This is a genomic window from Bacillus sp. RC252, from assembly GCF_044909215.1.
Classification (GTDB): Bacteria; Bacillota; Bacilli; order Bacillales; family Bacillaceae_G; genus Bacillus_A; species Bacillus_A mycoides.
In genome coordinates, this window is the sequence record NZ_JBIYDV010000001.1 from 299,482 (window position 1) to 324,993 (window position 25,512).

Annotated in this window: 21 protein-coding genes and 1 pseudogene; 13 read left to right on the forward strand and 9 right to left on the reverse strand. The window is 36.9% G+C overall.

Annotated features, from left to right (window positions below):
* The first annotated feature begins 452 nt into the window (after positions 1-452).
* The 6 genes from ABH960_RS01595 to ABH960_RS01620 all read left to right on the forward strand — a co-directional run bounded on the left by ABH960_RS01595 (position 453) and on the right by ABH960_RS01620 (position 9,800).
* Positions 453-2,381, forward strand: coding sequence for an LTA synthase family protein (locus tag ABH960_RS01595; RefSeq protein ID WP_404442194.1), 1,929 nt, complete (start codon positions 453-455; stop codon positions 2,379-2,381).
* A gap of 573 nt (positions 2,382-2,954) precedes the next feature.
* Positions 2,955-3,839, forward strand: coding sequence for a D-amino-acid transaminase (locus ABH960_RS01600; protein WP_080220993.1), 885 nt, complete (start codon positions 2,955-2,957; stop codon positions 3,837-3,839).
* Positions 3,840-4,049: 210 nt separating this feature from the next.
* Entirely contained in the window at positions 4,050-5,759 is a 1,710-nt protein-coding gene (locus ABH960_RS01605) for a C40 family peptidase (RefSeq protein WP_404442198.1), read from the forward strand.
* 362 nt (positions 5,760-6,121) lie between these two features.
* Positions 6,122-7,333, forward strand: a complete 1,212-nt coding sequence (locus ABH960_RS01610; protein ID WP_002016182.1) for a NupC/NupG family nucleoside CNT transporter — start codon at positions 6,122-6,124, stop codon at positions 7,331-7,333.
* Positions 7,334-7,746: 413 nt separating this feature from the next.
* Positions 7,747-8,502, forward strand: a complete 756-nt coding sequence (locus ABH960_RS01615; RefSeq protein ID WP_201053373.1) for a diguanylate cyclase domain-containing protein — start codon at positions 7,747-7,749, stop codon at positions 8,500-8,502.
* Complete coding sequence (locus ABH960_RS01620; protein WP_340814356.1) at positions 8,499-9,800, forward strand: glycosyltransferase family 2 protein; 1,302 nt, start codon at positions 8,499-8,501, stop codon at positions 9,798-9,800. Before ABH960_RS01615 ends, ABH960_RS01620 begins: the two co-directional genes overlap by 4 nt.
* Positions 9,801-9,955: 155 nt before the next feature.
* Here ABH960_RS01620 and ABH960_RS01625 read toward each other — a convergent pair whose 3' ends face one another.
* Complete coding sequence (locus ABH960_RS01625; RefSeq protein ID WP_002068447.1) at positions 9,956-10,090, reverse strand: hypothetical protein; 135 nt, start codon at positions 10,088-10,090, stop codon at positions 9,956-9,958.
* 306 nt (positions 10,091-10,396) lie between these two features.
* Positions 10,397-11,911, reverse strand: coding sequence for a glycine betaine transporter OpuD (gene opuD, locus ABH960_RS01630; RefSeq protein ID WP_113936233.1), 1,515 nt, complete (start codon positions 11,909-11,911; stop codon positions 10,397-10,399).
* Positions 11,912-12,588: 677 nt separating this feature from the next.
* On the opposite strand from opuD, the gene ABH960_RS01635 reads away from it, so the two are divergent.
* From ABH960_RS01635 to ABH960_RS01650, 4 genes are all read left to right on the forward strand, one after another.
* A complete protein-coding gene (locus tag ABH960_RS01635; protein ID WP_404442204.1) occupies positions 12,589-13,467 on the forward strand; it encodes a cell wall-binding protein EntA in 879 nt (292 codons plus the stop codon).
* Between the two features lie 85 nt (positions 13,468-13,552).
* Positions 13,553-13,855 (forward strand): DUF3910 family protein, encoded by a 303-nt coding sequence (locus tag ABH960_RS01640; protein ID WP_404442207.1) that lies wholly within the window; start codon positions 13,553-13,555, stop codon positions 13,853-13,855.
* 138 nt (positions 13,856-13,993) lie between these two features.
* A complete protein-coding gene (locus tag ABH960_RS01645) occupies positions 13,994-15,613 on the forward strand; it encodes an SWIM zinc finger family protein (RefSeq protein WP_113936229.1) in 1,620 nt (539 codons plus the stop codon).
* Positions 15,597-18,353 carry a DEAD/DEAH box helicase gene (locus tag ABH960_RS01650; RefSeq protein WP_404442211.1) on the forward strand — a complete coding sequence of 919 codons (2,757 nt, stop codon included), beginning with the start codon at positions 15,597-15,599 and terminating at the stop codon, positions 18,351-18,353. Before ABH960_RS01645 ends, ABH960_RS01650 begins: the two co-directional genes overlap by 17 nt.
* Before the next feature lie 155 nt (positions 18,354-18,508).
* Here ABH960_RS01650 and ABH960_RS01655 read toward each other — a convergent pair whose 3' ends face one another.
* A complete protein-coding gene (locus ABH960_RS01655) occupies positions 18,509-18,994 on the reverse strand; it encodes a VanZ family protein (RefSeq protein WP_404442214.1) in 486 nt (161 codons plus the stop codon).
* 111 nt (positions 18,995-19,105) lie between these two features.
* Between ABH960_RS01655 and ABH960_RS01660 the strand changes: the two genes are divergently transcribed.
* Positions 19,106-19,330, forward strand: coding sequence for a DUF1659 domain-containing protein (locus ABH960_RS01660; protein ID WP_002016256.1), 225 nt, complete (start codon positions 19,106-19,108; stop codon positions 19,328-19,330).
* A 21-nt stretch (positions 19,331-19,351) separates the two neighbouring features.
* Entirely contained in the window at positions 19,352-19,567 is a 216-nt protein-coding gene (locus ABH960_RS01665) for a DUF2922 domain-containing protein (protein WP_002129997.1), read from the forward strand.
* A 20-nt stretch (positions 19,568-19,587) separates the two neighbouring features.
* Here the strand turns inward: ABH960_RS01665 and ABH960_RS01670 are convergent, their stop codons facing one another.
* Complete coding sequence (locus ABH960_RS01670) at positions 19,588-19,986, reverse strand: DUF4359 domain-containing protein (protein WP_002034805.1); 399 nt, start codon at positions 19,984-19,986, stop codon at positions 19,588-19,590.
* Between the two features lie 194 nt (positions 19,987-20,180).
* On the opposite strand from ABH960_RS01670, the pseudogene ABH960_RS01675 reads away from it, so the two are divergent.
* Positions 20,181-20,687, forward strand: a pseudogene (locus ABH960_RS01675) (competence protein ComK).
* A 54-nt stretch (positions 20,688-20,741) separates the two neighbouring features.
* Here ABH960_RS01675 and ABH960_RS01680 read toward each other — a convergent pair.
* The 5 genes from ABH960_RS01680 to ABH960_RS01700 form a co-directional block, all read right to left on the reverse strand.
* Positions 20,742-21,212, reverse strand: coding sequence for a sigma-70 family RNA polymerase sigma factor (locus tag ABH960_RS01680; protein ID WP_113936224.1), 471 nt, complete (start codon positions 21,210-21,212; stop codon positions 20,742-20,744).
* Positions 21,213-21,425: 213 nt separating this feature from the next.
* Positions 21,426-22,094, reverse strand: a complete 669-nt coding sequence (yknW, locus tag ABH960_RS01685) for a YknW family membrane protein (protein ID WP_404442220.1) — start codon at positions 22,092-22,094, stop codon at positions 21,426-21,428.
* 128 nt (positions 22,095-22,222) lie between these two features.
* Positions 22,223-23,425, reverse strand: coding sequence for an ABC transporter permease (locus tag ABH960_RS01690; protein ID WP_002089681.1), 1,203 nt, complete (start codon positions 23,423-23,425; stop codon positions 22,223-22,225).
* Positions 23,422-24,102: an ABC transporter ATP-binding protein gene (locus ABH960_RS01695; protein WP_002089682.1), complete on the reverse strand. Its 681-nt coding sequence runs from the start codon at positions 24,100-24,102 to the stop codon at positions 23,422-23,424. The genes ABH960_RS01690 and ABH960_RS01695 overlap by 4 nt, the downstream gene beginning before the upstream one ends.
* Entirely contained in the window at positions 24,099-25,292 is a 1,194-nt protein-coding gene (locus ABH960_RS01700; RefSeq protein WP_404442225.1) for an efflux RND transporter periplasmic adaptor subunit, read from the reverse strand. The genes ABH960_RS01695 and ABH960_RS01700 overlap by 4 nt, the downstream gene beginning before the upstream one ends.
* Positions 25,293-25,512 lie beyond the last annotated feature (220 nt).

Here is a 25,512-nt window from a genome sequence, read left to right on the forward strand (position 1 = left end):
TTGTAACAAACAAAACCAAAAAGAACAAGTGTTCGTTAATTTTTTCATATTTTCCTTCATATAATAGTTTTCTAGACAACCACTTAAAGATTTCTATTCCATATTTCTCAACCAAAAAACTTTCAATTCCGCTTAACATTCTTTTCTATTTTTGTTATATTTTCTAGTTGACGGGCATATAAACGAATGTTAAAGTTTTCTCTGGTAGTGACAAATCACATACAAAAAATGTAAAATGTTATAGTGTTTCTCAGAAATGAATTTTGTTGTATAATACAGAAATGACGTTATGCTTATGAGCAGCACAAGAAACCAAAAAGGGTATGCATAGTTAAAGTCGTATATGGGTGAATATAGAAACTCTAATTATGGCCAAGAAAACTATGTATTTTTTATTTTAGCATTTTTCGCTCCAAAATCGACCAAGCCTGATAGAGAAAGGGTGGAAATGAATGAAAGAAACCATGAAATCACAATTTCAAAATGTGCGTTTCACTTTATTCGTAGCTTTGGCCGTATGGCTAAAATCCTACATCATTACACGCACTAGCTTCGATTTAAAACTTGAATATTTCATGCAAGAATTCATTTTATTCATTAGTCCATTAGCAGCATCATTACTGTTTGTGGGTCTTGCATTATTTGCAAAAGGGAAAAAACGTAACTATATAGCACTAGGAATTAACTTTATCTTAACGTTCATTCTTGTTGGTAACGTAATGTTCTACGGATTCTACAATGACTTCGTTACTTTACCAGTACTAGGACAAACGTCTAATTTCGGAAGTTTAGGTTCTAGTGTAAAAGAATTATTTAACTTCAAAATCATCCTTGCATTTGCGGATATTATCGTATTCTTCGTTCTATTGAAGAAGAAGAAAAATTTTGCACCGACAGAGCGTGTAGCACGTCCGATGCGTTCTCTATACTTCGTGTCAACAGTTGCTATTTTCTGCGTAAACCTAGGATTTGCAGAAGCTGAGCGTCCAGAACTATTAACACGTTCATTCGACCGCGTTATGCTTGTTAAAAACTTAGGATTATATGTACACCAAGCATACGATCTTGGCCTACAAGCAAAATCAAGTTCACAAAAAGCGTTTGCTGATAGTAGTAAATTACAAGAAGCAGAAAACTATGTGAAAACAACACAAAGTAAACCAGATCCAAATATGTATGGTACTGCAAAAGGGAAAAACGTAATTGTTGTCTCTCTTGAATCATTACAAACATTCTTAATTGGTGCGCAAGTTAATGGACAAGAAGTTACACCATTCCTAAACCAATTTGCGAAAGAAAGTTATTACTTCGATAACTTCTTCCATCAAACTGGGCAAGGTAAAACATCTGATGCTGAATTCTTAGTAGATACTTCGTTATATCCACTAGACCGTGGTGCTGTATTCTTCACACACGGTAACAACGAATATACAGCAACTCCAGAAATTTTGCGTGAGCAAGGGTATCACACATCAGTATTCCACGCAAACAACGCAACATTCTGGAACCGTAATATTATGTATCCGGCACTTGGTTATGATCGTTACTACAACGAACTTGACTACAAGATTACGCCAGAAACAAAATTAAACTGGGGACTAAAGGATATCGAATACTTCGATCAGTCTATCGATATGTTAAAACAAGTGAAGCAGCCGTTCTATACTCGCTTCCTTACTTTAACAAATCATTACCCATTCACTTATGATGACAGTACGAAATTAATCGACGAGTACAATTCTGGTGATGGAGTATTTGACCGCTATATGGTAACAGCTCGCTACTTAGACGAAGCAATGAAGCACTTTATTGAGCGTCTAAAAGCTGAAGGTATTTACGACAACTCTGTTATCGTATTCTACGGTGACCATTATGGTATTTCTGAGAATCATAACCGTGCAATGGCACAGTTCTTAGGAAAAGAAGAAATCACTACATTTGACCATATGAACTTACAAAAAACACCGATGTTTATTCACGTTCCAGGTCAAAAAGAGGGTAAAACAATTTCAAAACCAACTGGTGAAATTGACATTAAACCAACAATTCTAAACCTACTTGGTGTAGATTCTTCGAATCAAATCCAATTCGGTCATGATGTATTCTCACCAGACAATAAAGGATTCGTTGTTCTTCGTGACGGTAGCTTCATTACAGATAAGTACATGTACACAAACAGTACATTCTACGATCGTAACACAGGTGAAGTTGTACAATTACCGAAAGAAGAAGCTCAACCACTTATTGATCGTGCACAAAATGAATTGCACATGTCTGACAAAATCATTGAAGGCGACTTACTTCGCTTCTCTGAAAGCAATAAGATCAAAACTGGTGAAGTAAAAACGGTTATTAAAGAAGAAAAGAAGAGCGCTGAGTAACCTCAGCCTCTTTTTTATTTTCCTCTCTACACATTCTTCTATACATTAACTTTAAAATTACATAACCTTCACCTAATATTTACACCACATTAACGAAACATCTTTATAATAAAATATGTAAACAAGGTTCTACATATTTCTTATCTCTCATCTTCAATAAGATCCCTTAAAGAAATATGTTCATCATTTGTTTTCAACTTTCTTATAATTGTCTTTCCAAGTGTTTTGTTTGCATAAATGAAACCTTTAAAGACGATGTCCCTATGAAAGATAGCTACCCTCCTTGTGCAGCATTCCATACGAATGTTGCTTTTTTTTTTCAAAAAGCAGGATTCTTATTTCTCATTTCCGAATTTGTATATACAAAATGCTATAAAGTGAAACTTTAATCAGCGGGGGGTTTGTTCATTCCCACTAATTATTCGCCCTCACCAATCGGGCGTTTACGGGCAGTTAATGCGGGATAAATCACCACCACTTCTCTGTGATTTACAAAATACATATACGTCATATGTATAGAATTGCTTACATAAAAATTACTATAGTGATTTTTATTCATGTACTAACGAAAGGATGGGACGAAAATTGGCATACGAAAGATTTGTACTATGGAATGATGCAGTTATTGATACAACAAAACATCGCGCGTACATAGAACTTGAAGAAAGAGGTTTACAATTTGGCGATGGCGTCTATGAAGTTATTCGCCTTTATAACGGAAACTTTCACTTATTAGACCCACATTTAACAAGATTATATCGATCCCTTGAAGAAATAGAATTATCACTTCCTTTCTCAAAAGCCGAACTTATCATCTTACTCTACAAATTAATTGAAAACAATAATTTCCACGAAGACGGAACAATTTACTTACAAGTATCTCGTGGTGTACAAGCTCGAGCACATGCATTTTCATATGACACATCTCCGACAATCTATGCTTATATTTCAAAAAAAGAAAGACCATCTTTATGGATTGAATACGGTGTACGTGCTATATCAGAACCTGATACACGCTGGCTCCGCTGTGATATTAAATCGCTAAATTTATTACCAAATGTATTAGCTTATACGAAAGCTGAACGCAAAGGTTGTAAAGAAGCACTTCTCGTACGAAATGGTATTGTAACTGAAGGTAGCCACTCTAACTTCTTTCTCATAAAAAACGGAACACTGTATACGCATCCAGCCAATCACCTTATTTTAAACGGCATTATTCGTCAGTACGTCCTTTCTTTAGCTAACACTCTTCAACTTCCTGTACAGGAAGAGCTTTTCAGCGTTCGCGATGTTTATCAAGCAGATGAATGCTTCTTTACGGGAACGACTATTGAAATTTTACCGATGACCCATCTCGATGGAACTGCGATTCAAGATGGTCAAGTTGGCCCTATCACCAAATTACTACAAAGGTCATTTTCTCAAAGCCTTTTAAAATCCAACAGCACATCTTCCTAAATACGAATAATCTTCTCATTTTCCACATCAAATATATGTATTTAAATGGACATCAAGGTGCAGGTTTATACCTTGATTTTTTTTTGTAACCTTTTTGTCATATTCAGATTACCACATAAGTCTTGACAGTAATCGACATGCTCTTTAGAATTTTTAACAGTTGGTAAATATTTCTTCACTACATTACAGACAGAAAGGAATCGACAAATTATGAAAAAATACCTTGCCGGTCTTGCGGCAGTGTCTGTAGCAGGAGGAGCAGCTCCTACACTTGATAGTGTTCAAGCTGCCCCTGAACAAAATACACAAAAAGCTGCTACACAAACTGTCCAAGCTTCCGCATCAAACAATTCATCATATACGGTGAATGCTAGCGTACTACACGTTCGTGCAGGATCAAGTACTTCTCACGACGTCATCTCTCGCGTTTATAATGGTCAATCATTAAACGTAATTGGAGAAGAAAATGGTTGGTTCAAAATTAACGTTAATGGACAAACTGGTTTTGTTAGTGGTGAGTTTGTATCAAAAAACGGAGCAACGAATAACAATGTAAGCGCAGGTGGAAACAATAAAGTTACTGCTGATGTATTACGTGTACGTACAGCTCCTAACACTTCTAGTTCTGTTTCAGGACGTGTATATGAAGGACAAACTTTAAACGTAATTGGAGAAGAAAATGGTTGGGTGAAAATCAACCATAACGGACAAGCTGGTTATGTTAGTAGCCAATTTGTATCAGGCACTTCTTCAAATACTGGCTCTACAAGCAATAACAACAATAACAATGAAACAACTGTTCAACCAGCAAGTGGAAACTATACAGTAAATGTATCTTCCCTTCGCGTTCGTACAGGTCCTAGCACTTCTCATCCAACTGTAGGTTCTGTTAAACAAGGACAAGTAGTACAAGTTGTAGGCGAAGTTCAAGATTGGTTCAAAATCAATTACGCAGGACAAACAGCTTACTTAAGCAAAGACTACGTAACAAAAGGCGGTTCTAACGAAAACGTCACTCAAGGTAACAACCAAGAGCAAAATAATAATGGAACTGTTCAAACTGGCGGTACTTACGTTGTTAACGCAACATCTCTACGTGTTCGTACAGGCCCTGCTGCTTACCATAGTGTAATTGGCGGCGTGTTAAATGGTACAACATTAAACGTAGTTGGATCTGAAAACGGGTGGTTTAAAGTAAACTACCAAGGAAAAACAGGCTATGTTAGTAGCGAATTTGTAAAATTCGTTAAAGGTGGCACTGCTACTCCTGAACAACCGAAACAACCTGATCAAGGTGCAATTGGCGACTACTACATTAATGCTTCTGCACTAAATGTACGTAGCGGCGAAGGTACAAATTATAGAATCATAGGCGCACTTCCACAAGGACAGAAGGTTCAAGTAATCTCTGAAAACTCTGGATGGAGCAAAATTAACTACAACGGTCAAACTGGTTACATCGGAACACGTTTCCTATCTAAAACACCAGTTGGCGGCGCAGTAGATAATAAGCCTAACGACAACCAAAATAACAATAATAATAACACTAATAATAGCGGTGACAGTTCTTCTCTACTTGCATACGCGAAATCTATGCAAGGCGTACCATACGTTTGGGGCGGTACTTCTGCTAACGGTGTTGACTGCAGTGGTTACATCTACCACGTATTTAAGAAATTTGGTCATAACATTAGCCGCCAAAGTGTTGCTGGATATTGGAGCAGCTTACCACAAACTTCAAGTCCACAACCTGGAGACTTAATTTATTTCAAAGATACTTATAAAGCAGGTCCTTCTCACATGGGTATCTACCTTGGCGGGGGATCATTCATCCAATCTGGAGATAAAGGTGTAGCAATCGCTTCATTAAACAATTCTTATTGGAAAAGCCATTTCTTAGGGTATACGAAAGCACCTTAATTTATAGTTTCAGAGCCTTCTAGTTTACTAGAAGGCTCTTTTTAAAAGACTCAACATAGTAATCCCCTTTCATTCTCTCTACGAAAAAATTATGCGTTCATTCTCCTATTTCATACACTATATTCTATAAAAATTGTCCAAAACGTTATCATAATGAATATATTTCAACAAAAAACATAACATATTTCATGTCTATTCATTTTATATGTGTTTTTTCAAAGAATTTTCTTTTTATTTAAACTTTTCGTTAGACGTTTGACCTCCGATGTCCATTATGATAAGTTACTTAAGATGTTATATTCGCAAAAGTATAGACAACTGGTTTATACACTTTTTTACTATGAGGAAGGAGCATACACTGCATGAATGTTTTATGGGGAATTGGCGGCGTGATTGGAGTATTAGCAATTGCTTTCTTACTATCTTCCAACCGCAAAGCTATTAATTGGCGCACAATTTTAATCGCGCTAGCATTACAAATGACATTTTCATTTATCGTATTACGATGGGATGCTGGAAAAGCAGGCTTAAAAGTTGCTGCTGACGGCGTTCAAGGATTAATTAATTTTTCTTACGAGGGAATTAGGTTCGTTGCTGGGGATTTAGTCAACGCAAAAGGCCCTTGGGGATTTGTTTTCGTTATTCAAGCACTACTTCCAATTGTATTTATTAGTTCATTAGTTGCAATCTTATATTACTTAGGTATTATGCAGAAATTTGTTAGTATCGTTGGTGGTGCATTAAGTAAACTTCTTGGAACTTCTAAGGCAGAAAGCTTAAATGCAGTAACAACTGTATTTTTAGGACAAACAGAAGCACCAATTTTAATTAAACCATACTTAGCACGTTTAACTAACAGTGAATTCTTCACTATTATGGTAAGTGGTATGACAGCTGTTGCCGGATCAGTTCTTGTCGGATATGCAGCAATGGGAATTCCATTAGAACATTTATTAGCAGCAGCAATTATGGCAGCTCCATCAAGTTTATTAATTGCAAAACTAATTATGCCAGAAACAGAAAAAGTAGATAATAATGTTCAACTTTCAACAGAGCGTGAAGACGCAAACGTTATCGATGCAGCTGCACGCGGTGCATCTGAAGGTATACAACTTGTTATTAACGTAGCTGCAATGCTAATGGCCTTCATTGCATTAATCGCTTTATTAAATGGCTTATTAGGATGGGTTGGTTCTTGGTTCGATATTAAACTTAGCCTTGATTTAATCTTCGGTTACTTATTATCACCATTTGCAATCTTAATCGGGGTTTCTCCAGGTGAAGCTATCCAAGCAGCAAGCTTTATCGGTCAAAAACTTGCAATCAACGAATTCGTTGCATACGCAAACTTAGGACCACACATGGCAGAGTTCTCTGCAAAAACAAATATGATTTTAACATTTGCAATCTGTGGTTTTGCAAACTTCTCTTCTATCGCAATTCAATTAGGTGTAACAGGAACGTTAGCTCCTACTCGCCGTAAACAAATTGCACAATTAGGGATTAAAGCAGTTATCGCTGGTACACTAGCGAACTTCTTAAACGCAGCAGTCGCAGGTATGATGTTCCTATAAAGTGAAACTTTAATCAGTGGGGGTTTTCTTCATCCCCCACTGATTATTAGTTGAACCAATCGGGCGTTTTCGGGCAGTTGAACTCCCACCTAACTTCTTTGCTCCAGCCGAATTTTATGGCGGGAGTTTTACTGCCCGTTAATGCGGGATAAACTCATGTAAAGTCTCCTCTTTTAAAGAGGAGGCTTTTTTATATAACATAAATATAATTTTCATATATATTAAATACTTTATGTATAGATGTATAGACGCTATGTTACAATAATTAGTATGTCTGTTTATTTTTTCTTATAAAAGAGGGATACTACTTGATGTATCTCGCCCCAAAAAAACTTCCAGCTACATGGTCATTTCTTAATAATTGTGCATACTACAAATATCCAGCACGAATTATTTTTAAGGAGGAAAGTTTCGTGAAAGATAAGTCCTATAAAGTCCTCTCTATGTGGATTTTACAAATTTTATTTTATTTTACTACTGTACATGTGACGAAATATGAGCACGCGCTCATTTTTACAATTATATATGTCATCATAAATGTACTATTCTTATTTTTACCTGATAAAACAGCATTTATTTTCTTCATACTGGGAACAATCATTTCAGTATTCTATTTATTTTATCAAGCGTGGCTTCACTTATGGAGTACATCAGATCAATGGGAATATATTATTACCCACTTCCTGATGGCAGCTAACTTCTTCATTGTTTATATTTCAACCCATCTATTAAAAAAGGTTATCCTTAAAAATAAAGAGTTAACTGAACGGGTAAGAGTGCTTGAGCAATACATTGGAGAATCAAAATTATTAACAAGACAAGAATTCGAAAGACGACAAGCTTTATTAACAACTGCGATGAATCGTCGTAATGAAACAGGCATTATCATTTTCTTTGATTTCACTTCCTTTAGTAAATATACGAAAGAAAGTGTCATGGATCGTGTAGCTTCATTATTAGTTGATACAGTCAGAGCTGACTTTGACCTTGCTGCTGAATATGACAGCAACACATTAGTTATTTTATTACAAAATACAAATGAAGCCGGTGCTGACATTGTAATGAACCGTCTACATCCAAAAATGGCACAATGGCTTGCTGCTGAAGCAATTCAAGATATTAAAATAAAACGAGAACAAATCAATACAAAAGGACATATCACATTATGATGACACTCGTTATGCTTCTTTTATTTATTTTGTTTTGTGTACTTGTTTTCTGGATCAGCATCACATTTTCAATTAAATATGTATTGATTTTTACGGCCTTTCTATTCTCTGGTTTACTCGTTTATTACTCTTTCTTAACAATTGCGGGTTTAATTCATCGAAATAGTAAACGAAAAGATCGTACGCTAGAACATTATCCAAGTGTAGATATTTTAATACCTGCCCATAATGAAGGGGTTGTTATTAAAGATACATTAGAAGCAATGGCAAAGATTGAATACCCAGGCAAACTAAACGTTTATTTATTAAACGATAACTCTCAAGATGAAACACCTGAAATTGGAGATGATTTCGACAAAGCTTATGCTCATATTCATCACATTCGTGTACCACCTGGCGAACCGAAAGGAAAATCGCGTGTATTAAACTACGGCCTTAGCATTTCGGATGGTGAATATTTCTGTGTTTACGATGCAGATAATCAACCTGAACCACATGCACTGCGAATGCTCGTAGAACATGCTGAAACAACAAAGGATGCCGTTGGAGCAGTTGGACACGTTCGTACAGTAAATGAGAAAAGAAACTGGCTTACACGAATGATTTCATTAGAATTTCAGATTTTCCAGCTCCTTATGCAATCTGGACGCTGGCTATTATTCCAAACAGGTTCACTAACCGGAACAAACATGCTTCTTCGTCGTTCCGCATTAGAAGAACTTGGCGGCTATGATCCTTATGCAATTGCAGAGGATGCCGAATTAACATTAAGAATTACCCAAAAGGGCTATCTCTTACCAATCGTCCCGGAATCGATTACATGGGAACAAGAACCTGAACATTTAAAAATCCTTATAAAACAGCGGACACGTTGGCTTCAAGGAAACTTATACATTTTAGAAAAAATGTTTTCTTCGTTAAGCTTCTTTAAAGGAAAACTTCTCGTCCATTCCTTACAACAAGTTTTAGTGTATGTCGTATTTTGGCTATTCCTAATCATTTCAAACGTTTGGTTTGTAATTGGACTGCTCGGCATATTCCAAATTCAATATAGCATTCCATTACTATTTATGTGGTATGTCGCATATATTACATATGTTTCTCAATTATTTAGTGCTCAGAGCGTCGAACGAACCTTTACACCGACCAACATTTTCATAAGCGTCATTATGTACTTTACGTACGCACAGCTCTTTACGTATTTGTTTATTCGCAGTCTCATTCTTTACTTACGTGCAAAGAGCAAGAAACAAGTAATTGGTTGGGATAAAACAGTACGATTTAAAAAAGAAAAATAGATTTCATTAAAAAATAAGCACAGAGCGCCGTATGCTCTGTGCTTATTTTTTACCGTAATACTATATATATCAGACAATACCCCTTAGCTGAAAGTTATTTCACGTCCATCCCCCAACGAACGATCGACCTTCATTTATATACGAAAAAGTGATTGCTATTTTTGTAGAACCAATTGCTTCTCTTGATGCTCTTTACGAGTTTCAGTCTTTGGTTCCGTGCTTTCTTGGGCATTTCGATGTGCCACACGTTTCAAACAAATATGCTTCCACTTTCTTTCGTAACGTTTCATTATTCTAGTTGTCCCCCTTGAATGCGCTTTAAAACTATTTGAAATCGCTTACAGGAAATAATATAGCACATATACATAAAAGTAACAACACATTTCCGACATATTTTTGTCAAAAATATGAATATAATGTGTAAAATATCGGATATTGTCGAACTATATCGATTTTTCTTTTTAAATTACCGATATCTATAGTATTCCGTAACAAAGTAATGCTTTTCCTACAATAGTATAGAACAGTGAAAAAGGACTGCCGAATGTCGGCAGTCCTAATACTATTTATATATACAGAATTTTTTTCTCCTATTATTAATGTTGTTTCATGCGTCCTTCTTTTTGCAACTCTTTAAATAGTGCTGCAATCATAAAGAAAATAACAAATACGAACGGGAAGGCCGCAATAATCGACGCAGTTTGCAGCGCCTCTAATCCTCCGACATACAATAAGATCGAGGCTAACGCCGCTAGAACAATACCCCAAACCATTTTAATACGATTTGGTGGGTTTAAGCTACCATGTGTCGTTAACATCGCTAGAACAAACGTAGCAGAGTCTGCCGATGTAATAAAGAATGTTGAAATAAGTAAAATAGCTAACACACATAAAGCCGGTCCTATACTACCCATTTGGTCTAACATAGCAAACAATCCTACTTCTGTGCCCATTTCTTTAATTTGTCCATATATATTTGCACCATCAAATAGCTCCATGTGAATACCTGTTCCTCCGAAAACAGAGAACCAAAGCGCACCAATTACTGTTGGTACGAGTAACACACCAACAACAAATTCACGAATTGTACGCCCGCGTGACACACGAGCAATAAACGTACCTACGAATGGTGACCATGCAATCCACCATGCCCAGTAGAAAATTGTCCATGACTGAATCCATTGATTTCCGCCTTCATTTAATGGACTTAAACGGAAACTCATACTTGGCAATTCTTGAATGTATGAACCGATTGTTGAAGTGAAATAATTCATAATAAAGTTTGTTGGACCTGCAAATAATACAATTATCATAAGTGCAAACGCTAAAATAATATTCGCATTACTTAAATATTTAATTCCTTTATCGAGTCCCGTTTGCGCAGATAGCATATAAAGAACAGTTACAATTCCGATGATTACTAGCTGTGTCGGTAATGAGTTTGGAATGGATGTTAAATAACTAACACCACCCGCAATTTGCTTTGCCCCAAGTCCTAATGATGTCGCCACACCAAATACTGTTGCAAACACAGCTAGAACATCAAACATATGGGCAATACGGCCATGTTCACCGCCTTTAAATAGCGGACCGACCGCCGCACTAATTGTACTTGCTCTTCCTTTTCTAAATGTAAAATACGCAATACATAATGCTACAAGTGCATATAATCCCCACGGATGTAATCCCCAATGGAAAAATGAGAAACGAAGTGCAAGGCGTGCACTCTCTTCAGTCGCACTCTCTCCAAACGGAGGTGTGTATAAATGGTTCATCGGTTCTGCGACGCCCCAGAAAACCAAACCGATTCCCATACCGGCACTAAATAACATAGCAAACCATGTCATATAACTATAATCAGGTTCATCATCATCTTTACCTAAACGAATCGAACCGTACTTAGAAACAATTAAGAAAATAGCAATTCCTAAGAAAATAGAAACGGAAATAATATAGAACCATCCAAACTTACTAACTAACGCAGCTTGAATTATAGTCGTTACATTTCCTAAGCTACCTTTTCCAATAATAGATTCGGGAATAATCCCCCAAAGTGTAAATGCAATACATAATGTTAATGAGACAATAAATGTTTTCGTCAGTTTCCTCATCAAATCCCCTTTCGTATGTTTCATTTCTTGTAAAAATCATAAATTCCGATATGTTAAATCGGATAGAAAACCATATTTTTTTGTGGTGATTTTCTTTCGGCTCTCTCAAGTTTGCCTTCACCAATTAGAGTTCTTATGGACAGCCTTACCTTCCGTACAACCTTTCCACTCTGCAAGAGCTACAAGATTGGAATACTACTGTCAAATTGTGTGAGAAAAATGCGGATGGGAAGAGATTTTCCCAAAAAAGGATGTGTTACAGTTTTAAAAAAGGGCAGATTTATTCTTTACAACCCTTTCTTCTTGTAACAATTATGCGGTTTTTTGCTAGTATATAGCGCGTGTTTATAACTTCACAAACGAGATGTTTATGTTTATATAACTATATTACCCATAAAACGGTAAAATACTCAAGGAATGTAACTGTATAGTAATCATTATGTAACACCCTTGTAATATTTTTATTTACGCCGAAAAAAATACGTTGTATTAAATATTTTGAATATAACTAGAAACCTACTAATTATATGGAATGAAAAACGCTTTCCTCTCATTCTAGCTATATTACAAAGTGTTAACGACTTATTACGAATGGTTTGTAATTGTGTGTTTTCCCAAAATCCGAAAAAATCTGTTGCTATAATGAGGACACGAAAACAAACGCAATGGAGGCTATCATGAAAAAATTAATTGGAATAGCAACAGCAGCAGTTTTTGGTCTTGGGATTTTCACCGCATCTGCTAATGCAGAAACTGTTGTAAAAACAGACGTACTAAACGTACGAGAAAACCCTACTACTGAATCAAAAGTTGTCGGTAAATTACAGAATGGTCATAAATTAGATGTTCTAAATACAGAAAACGGATGGTCACAAATCAAATTAGATGGTAAAGACGCATTCGTAAGTGCAGAGTTTACAAAGAACTCTTACTATGTAACAGCTAACGTATTAAATGTACGTGCTGAAGCGAACACAAACTCAGAAATTCTTGGAACGCTTAAGAAAGACGATATGATCGAAACAACGAACCAAGTACAAAATGAGTGGTTACAATTTGAATATAACGGGAAAACAGCTTATGTTCACGTTCCTTTCTTAACAGGTACAGCACCTGTTATCGAGAAACAAGAACAACCTGCTCCTGCTAAAACTGTAGCACCAGCTAAAGCTCAAGCACCTGCAGCACAAGCAAAAACAGCTGCTAAGCCTGCTGTGAAAGCTGCTGAAACTAGCGAACCTTCTAATGGTCGTGAGTTAACAGTTGTAGCTACAGCATATACAGCTCATCCGAGCGAAAACGGTGGCACATACGGCGGCCGTGTATTAACTGCAATGGGTCATGACCTAACAGCGAACCCAAACATGAAAATGATCGCTGTTGACCCGAAAGTAATCCCATTAGGATCTAAAGTATGGGTAGAAGGTTATGGAGAAGCAATCGCTGGTGATACTGGCGGTGCAATTAAAGGTAACCGTATCGACATTCTACTTGGATCAGATAGCGCTGCTAACAAATGGGGACGCAAAACTGTTAAAGTGAAAATTTTAAAATAACCAATGACTGCTAAGTTACAGCCGGTTCTCTTTATTGAGAGCTGGCTTTTATTTTTTATATAATACATATAAGGAGGTGACGTCCATGAATTTACAAGCTAAGGTAGACTGGGTCGGTACACCAAAACCGTACATATATAAAGATGATATAACATATGATGCTATCGCAATTGACTTCTCACTCGCAAGTGATGACAATCGCTATAAATTAATTGTGCTCAAGTCTGAAGAAAATACAGATTACAAACTCGTACAATACGGAATAAAACCAGGCTCTCAAAAGCCATTCCCTATTGATATTCCATTCGAGCAAAACATGTTACCAATTATAAAACAAATATTACATGATCCATATGTAAAAGCGGTATTACAAGAATCACGCTCTTAATTCCCAAAAAGGATGCTACCTAGTAGGAAAGTTCAACTAGGCAACATCCTTTTTTGTAATCCAAATTTCATTTTTTCTGTTTTGAGCATTTTTTGTTTATAATGGTAAAGGAAAGAAATCTGTGTACGGAGGAATATTATGCTGCAAGACTCAATTACGAAAGATGAAATTATGATGATTGCGAATGAGTTCGTTCAAGGGCTTGATCCACAGCAAGTTGCTGATCAAGAGCATGTCGCTACAGCTCGGCAACTATATCGTAGTGGTGTTGTCTATAACGTTGACTTTGATGGCTATACGCTATCCGGAACTGTAAATGCTGAAGGCAGTGTATATAGCGTTCACATCCCGATTCGTAATGTCACTGAAAGCTATTGCGATTGCTTCGCGCCAACGCAATGTCAGCATATGCTTGCTGTGTTACTATCTGCAGCTTCTAGTTTTGGGCAAGTAGGAGATGTATTAACTTTATTCAAAAATAATACAAAACCTTCTCTTCCTCCTATTCGAACTGCACGACAAGTATTGCAATCATCAGCTTTTGAAGAAATGGATTATAAAAGTTGGCAAACATACTTTGAAAATGAATATGAATCATTTAAAAAAGAACAAGCGCGGCTCACTTATAAACAAATGTATTTTCTTATGAGTCTTTTTACAGACTTCTATACAAAATTAGAACGGAAAGCTCCGCGCATCGTTGCTATTCATGAATTATTTAAGTTGCACGCGGCACTTTATTGCTTTCAAAAATTATTAGAAGAAATTCAAGAATTTGAAGCAAACAAACTATATTCTTATCACCAACCAGTTAACGTCGTTCGCCTATTCGTTGATAAAGTTGAATCTACCGTTAGGGACCTAAAAACAGAGGCGATTCCAGAAGAATCCAAACCGATTTTAGAAGAAACAGCGCGGCTCATACATGAATCATTCTTCTCTACCGATGCCTATACACAAGAGCGATTCTTCATTTATCGTCACGTATGGGGTGAACTGTTAAGAACAGAAGAGCAGCTACAAGAAGAAAAAAAACGAATCGATACTAAAATCAATCCACTTTCCAAAGCATTAGCATCTTCTCATCTGCTCTTTTTAAACGGTGAAGATGTATCGGCAATGGAATTACTGGAAAAACAGCCTTCTTCTGTTGTGAGCCTTTACTTCTATTGGTTAGAAGAGTTATTAAGTGCGATGGAGTGGGACCGCGCTAAAGATTGGCTTTCTTTTACTTATAAACAAGTAAAAGAAACGATAACGGAACAAGAGAATACCGTCTTCATACAAGATATCGTTCGATTATTTGTGATGATGTATGAGACATATGCAACGCATACGAATGAACAAGCGGGATTAGAAATGATTTTACAAGAACTATTACCGTATAGTTTCACCAATTATGAACAATATGTACTTGCGAAGAAACAATACCATGCATGGACGGAACTTCAGCTCTTATATGGATTCGAAGTAATCGAACTTTTGAAAGAACCATTGAAAGATATTGAAAAAGAAGCGCCCGAAGCAGCACTTCCTCTCTATCACCATGCCGCAATGGAAGCAATTGAAGAGCGAAATCGCAAATCATATAAACGTGCCGTTCGTTACTTAAAAAAATTACGTATGCTTTATAAACGACTGAAGCGAACTGATGAATGGGATGCTTTCATTATTCATATCGCTAACTTACATTCACGTCTGCGTGCACTACAAGAGGAATTACGGAGAGGAAAATTAATCGATGATCATACAAACTGAAGTAACAATTAGGCTCCAGCACGTTAGTCAAGGTTGGTTCCTTTGGGGAGAAGATGATAGCGGTACTCTCTTATCCGTAGCAACTTGGAAAAAAAATGCATTCGCATGGCACTCTACTTCTTTCTACGGAACGTTTTTAAAAGAAGCAACGTACGAGGGAAAACAAGGCGTTATGTTAACGAATGCCCAGGCATTTGAATACATCGCAAATAAACCGATGAATTCATTTGCAAATATGCAAATGAACGGTCCTATTACGGCACTTACAAAGGACGCAAGTGAATTATGGGACGCTTTCGTCAGCGGCAGCTTCGCACCTGACATGAAGCATTGGTCTCAGCAGCCATCTTGGAAAGTTCAGAATACCTCAATTGAAGATGACATGTTAGCATCTCTTTTCTCTACCGCTGTGAACGAAAGTATTTTGCAAGATGCTCGCTCAAATGACGGATGGGAAGATGCAAAGAGACTATATGAACATTACGACTTTACGAAAAGGCAATTGGAAGCAGCACTACATGAAGAAGATTGGCTTCGAAAAATTGGTTACATTGAAGATGATCTTCCATTTACAGTCGGCTTAAGACTACAAGAACCGCAAGAAGAACTTGAAATGTGGAAGCTTGAAACAATCGTTACACCAAAACGTGGTGCACATCGCATATATGTATATGAAAGTATCGATTCCTTACCAAAACGATGGCACGATTACGAAGAACGTATCCTTGAAACACAAGAAGGATTCAGTAAGCTCGTACCATGGCTAAAAGAAGACGACAAGTTCCGAGAAGAACTCTTTGAAACGGAAGCTTGGAACTTCTTAACCGAAGCAAGTAATGAATTACTGGCAGCAGGTATTACAATTTTACTACCATCATGGTGGCAAAATTTAAAAGCAACAAAACCGAGGTTGCGTGTACAGCTGAAGCAAAGTACAGCACAAACACAGTCTTTCTTCGGCATGAATACGCTCGTTAATTTCGACTGGCGCATTTCAACGGACGGAATTGATTTATCAGAAAGCGAATTTTTCGAACTCGTTGAACAAAACAAACGTCTTTTCAATTTAAATGGTCAATGGATGAGACTTGATCCTGCCTTTATTGAAGAGGTAAAAAAACTAATGCACCGTGCCGATAAATATGGACTTGAAATGAAAGATGTGTTGCAGCAACATTTATCTAATACGGCAGAAACAGAAATTGTAGAAGACGATAGTCCGTTTACCGATATTGAAATCGAGCTAGATGGATATTACGAAGAGCTTTTCCAAAAACTTCTGCACATTGGAGATATTCCAAAAGTAGATGTACCATCTTCGCTACAAGCAACACTCCGCCCGTATCAACAACACGGTGTTGAGTGGTTACTATACTTACGAAAGCTTGGATTTGGAGCGTTATTAGCCGATGATATGGGACTCGGAAAAAGTATTCAAACGATAACTTACTTACTATACGCTAAAGAAAACAATCTCCAAACAGGTCCTGCATTAATTGTGGCACCAACATCAGTCCTTGGAAATTGGCAAAAAGAATTTGAGCGTTTCGCACCAAGCTTACGTGTTCAGTTACACTATGGAAGTAACCGATCTAAGGATGAGTCATTTAAAGATTTTCTTCAATCAGCAGATGTTATATTAACTTCTTATGCATTAGCTCAGCTTGATGAAGAAGAACTTAGTACGTTATGCTGGGACGCTGTTATTTTAGACGAAGCACAAAATATAAAAAACCCACATACGAAACAGTCGAAAGCAGTAAGAAACCTACAAGCAAATCACAAAATTGCTTTAACCGGTACACCGATGGAAAACCGACTTGCTGAGCTTTGGTCTATTTTCGACTTTATCAATCATGGGTATCTCGGAAGCTTAGGACAATTCCAGCGCCGCTTCGTCACACCGATTGAAAAGGACCGCGATGAAGGAAAAATCCAGCAAGTTCAGCGGTTTATCTCGCCATTTTTACTGCGTCGCACGAAGAAAGATCAAACGGTCGCATTAAACTTACCAGATAAACAAGAACAGAAAGCTTATTGTCCACTAACTGGCGAACAAGCTTCCTTATATGAACAACTTGTTCAAGATACATTACAAAATGTAGAAGGATTAAGCGGAATTGAAAGACGCGGATTTATATTACTTATGCTGAACAAGCTAAAACAAATTTGTAATCACCCAGCCCTTTATTTGAAAGAAGAAGAACCACAAAATATCGTCGAGCGCTCTATGAAAACAAAAACGGTAATGGAGCTCATCGAAAATATAAAAGACCAAAATGAAAGTTGCTTAATCTTCACTCAGTACATTGGCATGGGGAACATGCTAAAAAGTATGTTAGAAGAAACATTTGGTCAGCGCGTCCTCTTCTTAAACGGGAGCGTACCGAAGAAAGAGCGTGACAAGATGATTGAGCAGTTCCAAAACGGAACGTATGACATCTTCATCTTATCGTTAAAGGCCGGCGGAACAGGATTAAACTTAACTGCCGCCAACCATGTCATTCACTATGACCGTTGGTGGAATCCAGCTGTAGAAAACCAAGCAACAGACCGTGCTTATCGCATCGGTCAAAAACGCTTCGTTCACGTTCATAAGCTTATTACAACGGGAACACTTGAAGAGAAGATTGATGAAATGTTAGAAAGAAAACAATCATTAAACAACGCCGTCATTACAAGCGATAGTTGGATGACCGAACTATCAACCGACGAACTAAAAGAATTACTTGGCGTATAAAGTGAAACTTTAATCAGTGGGGTTTTGTTCATCCCCCACTGATTATTAGCCTTCACCAATCGGGCTTTTACGGGCAGTTAATGCGGGATAAGGTGGATGTTTCTATTCCTACAAATAGCGGGATAAATGAAAAAGGAGCAAATCTCTAACTGAGATTAGCTCCTTTTTCTATGCCAAAACCAATTGCTTATTATAATTCCTGTTAACCCGCCGCACGTATCAAGCAATGAATCTTGCCACATCGGTGTACGGTCTCCTGTAAACCATTGATGAATTTCATCAAATGTTGCATACCCCGCAACGAAAAGGAGGGCGTATGCAAAGCACCTTTTTCTCGAATAACCCGATCGATGAAAAGCATAATACGTCAATGAACCGAGCATAAAGAACACCATAAAATGAGCACCTTTACGAAGGAAAAACTCAACAAATCCACCTACACCTTTATTTGCGATACTAACAGGTGTACCTCCCCCATAATCGATAGATACCCATGAAAAATGCTCTTTCACAAACTCAACATTTACATATTGCTCAATATTCGAGCGCATATCCTGTTTTTTATATGGCTGTGCTGAAGAATAGAAAATAATCCCCATCCATAGTAATACAGGAATCCAAAATAACCATTTACGATTCATTCTCCCGAAAACCCCTCTCTTAGTCTTTTAAGAGTACCAAAAAAAAGAAAAAATTTCACGCCAAAACATGACATTTACACCCTATTTATAAAGTGAAAGGGGGTGATAAACATGGCAGTTGAAACAATCGTAATGGATTTAACTTTACGCCTTGTATTAAACGGAGGATTAGACAAAAACGGTAAAACAGTTTTTAAGAACAAACAATTCAAACGTGTGAAAACAAATGCAGATTTAGGAAAAGTACATGAAGTAGCACGTGCTCTTGCTTCACTACAACAATCATCACTTCACGCTGTACAACTTGTAAGCACGTCAGATCTTTCTAATCTATAATTAAAAAGGAGGGAATAAAGCATGCAAGTACTAGAGTTAATTTTCGTGAAAGAAGATGGAAAAACAGTTGCCTTTTCTATCGAAAATCCCATCACACCAATAAATGAACTAGTCGTAAATCAAGTAATGGATACCATTCTTTCTTCATCTGTATTTTCGTCAATTAGTGAAAATACTCGTAAAAAAGGGGCTCGCCTCATAGAAAAAAACGTATCTGAAGTTCAAATCACTCCGTAAATCAAAAAGACGAATCTGCATTATTTTGCAGATTCGTCTTTTTTCTTCGGCATTTCAATTGGAATAAAAATGTTTGAAAAACCAACACAAACATACTTATAATTCTCTCCGCCTAAATCAAACTCTGTCGTATATGTTGAGAAGAAAATATAATCATTTCGCTTTGTATAATGCTCAATTAATAATCCAACTTGTGGTTCAACATACTTATTTGCTAATTTCTTTCCCGCCGATGCTAGATCGCCAAGTATACCCTCTTTGTTTTCTTTCTCAACCTCTTCTAGCTTCTTACTCACATCATTACGCTTCATAAATTGTTTTGCTGCCCAATCCGTATATTCTCCCTTACCCGGATTACTGTTTGCTAAATAAACTAAGAGAACAACAGCTAGAGCCATAATAATATACTTTTTCTTCATGCTATATCACCGCCTACTCTTTTCTATTTTCATATATATGTACAAGCGATGCAAATTAGAAAGACTATCATCTATTGATTGTAAACGAACCGTAAAAATTTACAATACGAAACAAAAGATTAATAATAATTTTACATAATTCGTATATAATTATATTCAGAATAACAATTTTTATAAGGGAGGATTTTAGAATCATGGATAATGAGAATGATATTTTTATTTCTAGTTCTACAATGATGCTCGAACCTTGCAAACACCCTTATTACCGGACAAAAATTATCGACAGTAGCGGAAACCCTCTGTACTCTTGCCAAACAGCTATCTAACTCATAAAGAAATCTTGTCTAACACATGTTCATTCTACTTATCAAGGTAGACGTCATGCAGTCCAAATAAACTTTAAGCTCAAACAAAATGTTCCAATTCCGATTAATCACAAAGAATATATTTGCGTTTTCCCTACAGAATCTCCTTCTTCTCCAAACTGCATTTGGTTGTTCTATAACCATATAGAGGAGATAGAGTTTCCCCAAAAAACTAACAAAGCAAACATTCATTTTTTTAACGGAACTACCATAACAATACAAATAGGCTCTCATAAGTTACAGCAACAATTTTTCAAATCTGGACATATATTATCCCGAATGAACATAAAAGATTCACTACACTTAAAAAACCCCTTGCCACATTTACTGCCTTAAAGTAAATAGAATGGAACGCAATATTTCCTTTGCCTTCCATTCTACTTATTATTCTTATCCCCTTACACTATCTCTCATTTTCTCAAGTGCTTGTCTATATACCCATCTCACTTGATAGTACGTCATCCCCATTTCAGAAGCTATCTCTCCCATATTTTTCCCTGTAAAAAATCGCTCTGAAATGATATGCTTCTCCCTCTCATCTAACACACTCATAAAGTCCTTCGCCCTCGTTCCAGCATCGTCACACTCAAATCGTTCCTCATACTCGTCCGTGCATACATAGCGCTCTTGCACTACGCATTCTTTCTTCAACCTCTCCAATATATAACCACGTACCGTTACAACAGCATAAGCAGGGAAACTACCTTTCTCCTCCTCATACCTTTCATAAGCATGCCAAAGACCAATTAAACCACATTGATAATACTCTTCATAATCCTGGTAAATATTTAACCTCTTTATTTGATTTACAATCATACCTTCATACAAAACAACCGTATCTGCAAAAGTCGCTGGCTTCACACAGTGCCCGTTTCTAAAAGGTATACCTCTTCAGTATTCCGCGGTACCTCTACAATATAAAATGAGAAAGGAAATTTCATTGTGGGTAATTTCAAATACTGCTGCTAGAATTTGAAATTACACTAGGCAGTATTTGAAATTCTGTTTGAGGTATTTGAAATAGGAGTAAAAATAAAAAAGGTGACTCTAGGAAGAGTCACCTTTTTTATTTTATTATTGGAACATTCCTTTTACTGCGCCAAATCCAATAGTTAAGATAAAGAAGACAACCATAAGAATTGTTGCTTTCTTTTTACTTAAACCAGCCGTAATTTGAAGACCTAACCATGTAATAACAAATCCCCAAATCGTGAACACTTCAATGCTATTTGCAATACCTTTTGCAACACCACCACTTGAAGCGAAAATCGGCCCTAAACCAGTATACATTTCTTTCCCTGATCCGCCTAAAACAAGTGCTAATACTGTGTTTATTAATAAACCAAGTAATGAAATAATGCTTGAATACACACTAATCGTTAATAATTTCTTATAAGAAGTATCATTGCTCATTAACATCATTAATACTTTATACACTGCTGCACTAATAAAGAAGCCTATCGCCATACCAATAGCACCAAATACTGCACCCATACCAAACGACATTATAGGTGTAACGCTAATACCCAAATCCTTATTCATCTTAATCGCCTCAGGGGTTAAAGAGCCTACATAAGCAGCAAGTCCACCAACAACTGCTCCTAATAAAACAAGTATCCAAAACGCACCCCAAACCGCATTACTAGTCTTCATTCTCTCAAACTGTACACCAGGAGATGTAATCATTCCAAATAATGACGGCTTCTCTCCACCAACTTTTTGCGTATTCAAATTCGCTTCCATCATAACGCCTCCTTCTATTTATATAACCCGTTCTAGTGGGCGGTTCACATCCTCATGCAAGAGGATACGAACCGCCCACTAGAACGGTAATGTGTATTAGAGAGTTTTCTCTCTAATACACTAGTAAATTACTCATAACGCAGTGCTTCAATCGGATCTAATTTCGCAGCTTTGTTCGCTGGAATTAATCCGAAGATAATACCTAGTGTCATAGAGAACAATACGCCCCCAACGACAACTTCCCATGAAACGAGCGGTGGCCACTTCGCAAATGTGGAAACGATATATGCCCCGCCATACCCAAGACCGATTCCGATTAAACCACCTAGAAGCGTTAACATAACTGCTTCAATTAAAAACTGTAATAAAATTTTACTACGTGTTGCACCAAGTGCCTTACGCACCCCAATTTCACGTGTACGCTCTGTTACAGATACGAGCATGATGTTCATTACACCAATACCACCAACGACTAATGAAATACCAGCGATACCACCGATAATCATCGTCATGATATTAGTAACTTTAGAAACATTTTCTTGGAACTCTTTTAAATTCACCAGTTCATATTTACCTGGAATTTCACTTGGCTTACGACTATTTAATACATCAACAGCTTGTTTCCCTGCTGATTCTAAATTGTCTACATTTTTAGATTGAATTGCTATACTTTGAATCTCATCTGTTCCGTATAAAACAGGCCATAAAGTAAGGGGAATTAACGCTTCTTCCATTTCAAATCCCATAAACTCATTATCAGATGTATACACACCAATAATTTGCATTGGCTGCCCCTTCATCTCAATAATTTGTCCAACTGGGTTTACGTCCTTAAATAACGTCTCTTCTGTTTTTGTACTAATCATCACAACGTTATTTGCATGAGAAATATCGGATTCATTTAAAGTACGCCCCTTTACGACCTTTACTTTATTAACCGCAAAATATTCATTATCAAGACCAATAACATTTAGATTTGCTTTTTTATCATTTACATCAAGTACCTCTGAATTCTGGTTTGTCGTAATAACATGTGAAACATCTTTCACTTGTTTTACTTCCAAAATATCCTCTTCAGTTAACTTCGGTATTTGAAATCCACCTATAGCAAACTCATCATTAATATCTGGTTTAAACTGAATTGGCATAAGGTTATTACCACCAGAACCTGCGAATTTCGACTTCAGCATCGCTTCCCCGCCTTGCCCAATCGCAACGACAGTAATAATAGAACCAACACCAATAATAATACCGAGCATCGTAAGAGCTGAACGCAGTTTATGAGCTAAAATAGAAGATAGGGCAATTTTTATACTATCTAGTAAACTCATACTGCACACCTTCTATCTTCTGTAATTTTCCCATCTCGCAGTACAATGCGGCGGGAAGAATACGCCGCTACCTCTTCTTCATGCGTAACCATAACAATCGTCGTACCTTCTGCATTTAGCTTCGTGAAAATATCCATAACTTGTGCACCAGACTTCGTATCAAGCGCACCTGTCGGCTCATCGGCCATAATGAACGTTGGATTATTTGCAATCGATCTTGCGATAGCTACACGTTGCTTCTGTCCACCTGATAATTCACTAGGTAAATGGTCTACTCTATCTGATAATCCAACTTTTCCAAGCGCTTCAAGAGCTCTTTGACGACGCTCTGCTTTCTTCACTCCACCGTAGATGAGCGGAAGTTCAACGTTTTCCACTGCGGAAAGACGCGGCAGCAAATTAAAGTGCTGGAATACAAAACCGATATATTCATTACGAATTAAAGCTAGTTTTGACTCGTCTGCTGTTAAGATATTCACATCATTCAACATATATTCACCTTCTGTTGGACGATCTAAACAACCGATAATATTCATAAGCGTTGATTTACCAGAACCAGACGGTCCCATAATAGAAACGAACTCACCGCTTTGAATTGTTAAACTAATACCATGTAAAATCGGCACTGCCAATTTTCCTTGATAATATGTTTTAGCAATATTATTTAACGTAATCATTTCTCTTTCACTTCCATTCCGTCATACACGTTGTCGGAAGGATTTTTAACCACCTTTTGCCCCACTGCTACGCCTTCAACAACCTCTGTCCAATCTCCATCAGTAGAACCTTTTTTCACATTTTGTTTACGAAGCTTTCCTTTCTCTTCAATATAAACAAATGCATCTTCGCCTTTTTCTACAATGCTCTTACTTGGAACAGCAATCATCGTCTTATTCTCTAAATTTACTTGTAATGAAACATGGTACCCTGGAGATAAACCATCTTGGCTATCAAGGCTTGCTTTATATGTATATTGAGACATATTTTGAGTCGCTTCGCCTACACCACCAGCTTGAGCCATCTCTGCACTCGTTGGGAATTCACTTACCTCTGTAATCTTACCTGTCCACTTCTTCTTGCTATTTGCTTTCGCAGTTACAGTGAATGTTTGATCTTTTTGAATTTGTGACTTTTGAAGCTCAGTTAACGTCCCTTGAACTTGGAACGGGTCTTTAGAAGCCACTTGTAAAAATGCCTTTCCTTGTCCACCTAACGCTTGAGATGAACTTTGTGCTGCATCTTTATCTAACTTTTGAACAACACCCGTAAAGTTACTATAAATCGTAAGTTCTTTCTGCTTTTTACTTAACTCTTCTTTTTGCAACTTCCCTTTTTCTTTCTCAAGATCAGTTGTTTTCTGCGTCATCTCTAACTCACTTACTTGCTCTTCCATTGGGTCTGTTACTTCTTTCCCAGCCCCGCCATCTTTTACCTTCTTAATTTCTTTCTTCAATGAATCAATCTTCTTTTTCCCTTGATCGTAACGCATATCAGCCATCTTCTGATCAAGATCAGCTTGCTTCATTTGAAGATTAATTTCTTCATTATCATAAGAGAATAATTTCGTTCCCTTTTCTACCTCTTGTCCTTCTTTCACTGCGATATCTTTCACTTTTCCTTTAGTCGGATCTGCATAGAAACTTTCAATATTCCCTGGCTTCACCTGACCCGAAATTAACTTCGTATTATTAAGCTTTCGCTCTGTCACCTTCTCAAAGCTCACAGCATCAGTCGTTGTTGCTGCGCCTTTCTTCTTACCTTGCATAACAAAAATATTAACTGCTGCAACAATAACAATTAGTGCAATAACTCCGATGATAATCCATTTCTTCTTCTTGTTTGGAGTACGAACCGTATTTGGTAACATATTCTCGCTCCTTTTTATATCTTATAGTTTAATAGATATTTAATTGTATAAAACTTTCGGAAAATTACATCCCCACTTACATTGTTACACTCATTTTACAAAGTTTTACACAATCATTTATATTGTAACAAAAATACCAATGATTAGAAATATGACATTCTATCTTTTAAGATAGTTTTAAGGAAAAGAAAAATCCAATTTAAATTAGTTTTTTTGTATT